Source organism: Bradyrhizobium sp. DOA1 (genome assembly GCF_001593325.1).
Classification (GTDB): Bacteria; Pseudomonadota; Alphaproteobacteria; order Rhizobiales; family Xanthobacteraceae; genus Bradyrhizobium.
This window is the reverse complement of the sequence record NZ_JXJM01000001.1, coordinates 1,044,859-1,047,101: the sequence shown is the minus strand read 5'-3', so window position 1 is coordinate 1,047,101 and position 2,243 is coordinate 1,044,859. Positions and strand designations below refer to the sequence as shown.

The window sequence follows — 2,243 nt, the reverse complement described above, 5'->3', positions numbered from 1 at the left end:
TTCTGGATCAGATCGTGGTGGAAGATGTCCGCGGCCGACGCCTCGCGCGTCGATTCCGGCTTTGGAATGTAATCGGCCGCGCCGAGCGACAGCGCCTTGAAGCTGATCTCCGCGTTGCGGCGGGTCAGCGTCGAAGCCATGATGATGACGAGGTCGCGCTTCTTCGCAAGAAGCTGCGGCAGCGCCGACAGGCCGTCGAGCTCGGGCATTTCGATATCGAGCACGGCGACGTCGGGGTTGATCCGTTCGATCTGGTTGACCGCCTCGAGCCCGGTGCGCAGGGAGGCCGCGACTTCCATGTCGTGCTCGGCACCGATCCAGCGCGAGATCAGACCTCGGATGACGACGGAGTCATCGACGATCATCACCCGCAGCGGCCCGGCTTCGCGCGACGAGCCCGTAGTCGAATTACCTGCGAACGCAACACTCATTACTCACCAACTCAGGCTGAAACGGTTCAGTTGAAAACAGGCGCCGAAGGATCCGTCCAGCCTCCGGGCGTTCGCTCAGATCAGGCCGACTTCCTGGAACTTCGCCGTCACGATGTCCTTGTCGAAGGGCTTCATGATGTACTCGTTGGCACCTGCGTGCAGCGCGCGGGCGATGTGGGCAACGTCGTTCTCGGTGGTGCAGAACACCACCTTGGGCTGGTCGCCGCCGGGCATGCGCCTGAGATGGCCGAGAAACTCGTAGCCGTCCATCACGGGCATGTTCCAGTCGAGCAGCACCGCATCGGGCAGGCCGCGCTTGCAGGCTTCGAGCGCCTTCTCACCGTCCTCGGCTTCGAGGATCTGGAAGTCGAGGCCCTCAAGGATCCGGCGCGCAACCTTGCGGATGACGCTGGAATCATCAACGACGAGACAAGTACGCATCTGAGCCTCTGCTTCCTCCCCTTTGGGGGGCACTTCCAATTACTGGCACGTCGGCGGCAATTCCGTATCAGGCCGCCATCATTTCGGGCGCGAGTTCGAGGACGCGATCGACGTCGAGGACGACCATGAGCTGGCCGTCGAGGCGATGGACGCCGCCGGCGAGCTTGGCCATGCGGGGATCGAGATTGACGGGGTTCTCCTCCATGCCGGCCTCGGGCAGGCGCAGGACTTCACCGATCTGGTCGATCAGCAGGCCGTAGGATTCGCCGCGCAGGTCGACACCGACCGCCATCGGCACCTTGCCGTCCTCGGCCTTGGGCAGGCCGAGGCGTGCGCGCATGTCGACCACGGTGACGATGCGGCCGCGCAGATTGAGGACGCCCGCGATCTCGCGCGAGGACAGCGGCACGCGGGTGACGCGCTCGGGCATGAACACGTCCTGGACGCGGGAGATCGGCAGGCCGAACAGCTGGCCGCCGATCATCGCGGTGACGTATTCGACCATGGCGCCTTCGCCCACTTGCGTCTTCTTGCTCATCTCGTCTCTCCTCAGGTCCTGCTTAGGCTGCCGCGCGGCTCAGCTCGGAGGCGCCGGCGGCGCCCGCGGTCTGCTCCTTCAGCGCCGCGATCAGACCGGGACGGTCGAACTTGGCGACGTAGTCGTGGAAGCCGGCCTGACGGCCGCGCTCGATCGCCGCCGGCGACACCAGGGCGGACAGGCCGATGATCGGCATCGAGCCGAGATTGTTGTCGGAGCGGATCACTTCGGCGAACTCGAACCCGTTCATGTCGGGCATCTCGATGTCGGTCAGCACCACGTCGAAGCTCTGCGCGCGCAGCGCCGCTAAGCCCTCCTGCGCGGTCGGCGCGGTGCGGACGCGGTAGCCGGCGGCCTTGAGGACGGGGGCCAGCATGTTGCGGAAGAACGCGCTGTCGTCGACCAAAAGCACCGACTGCGAGTGCATCGACGGCTTCATCTCCTTGCGGGTGAACCAGTCGGCGAACGCCATCGGCAGGAAGTGGCCGACGTCGATCACCTCGGTGGCCTGGCCCTTGATCACGGCCGAGCCGAGAATGCCGGAGGCGGAGCCGCCGACCTCGATGTTGAGCCGTTCCTCGACGATGTCGATGATCTCGTCGACGACGAGGCCCATGGAGCGGCCGTCATCGGCAAACACCAGGATCGGCTGGGCGCCCTGGCTCGCAATGGTGACGCCCTCCATGGCAACCAGCGGCATCAGCTGCTCGCGGTACTGCACCATGTAGCGGCCGTTACTGAACTCGATCTTGTCGGCGGGCAGCTCTTCGAGGCGGGTGACCAGTCCGAGCGGGACCGCCTTGGGCTGGGACGAGCCGGCGCGGAAGACGAGC

At 65.6% G+C, this 2,243-nt stretch carries 4 protein-coding genes; all 4 read right to left on the bottom strand.

Translation table 11 applies throughout. The features are described 5' to 3' along the window. A partial coding sequence (locus tag SE91_RS04915) for a response regulator (protein ID WP_156489952.1) occupies nt 1–431 on the bottom strand: 431 nt, incomplete at its 3' end. Nucleotides 432–506: 75 nt separating this feature from the next. Further along, nucleotides 507–872: a response regulator gene (locus tag SE91_RS04910; protein WP_007600538.1), complete on the bottom strand. Its 366-nt coding sequence runs from the start codon at nt 870–872 to the stop codon at nt 507–509. 67 nt (nt 873–939) lie between these two features. Beyond that, the gene (locus tag SE91_RS04905; protein WP_060734982.1) at nt 940–1,410 is read right to left on the bottom strand and encodes a chemotaxis protein CheW; all 471 of its coding nucleotides are present in this window, start codon (nt 1,408–1,410) and stop codon (nt 940–942) included. A gap of 22 nt (nt 1,411–1,432) precedes the next feature. Next, nucleotides 1,433–2,243: response regulator (locus SE91_RS04900; protein ID WP_156489951.1), on the bottom strand; the 811-nt coding region annotated here is incomplete at its 5' end.

Excerpts from the sequence above, each read along its gene's own strand:
- SE91_RS04910 (WP_007600538.1), bottom strand. The coding sequence starts at position 872 with ATGCGTACTTGTCTCGTCGTTGATGATTCCAGCGTCATCCGCAAGGTT.
- SE91_RS04905 (WP_060734982.1), bottom strand. The coding sequence starts at position 1,410 with ATGAGCAAGAAGACGCAAGTGGGCGAAGGCGCCATGGTCGAATACGTC.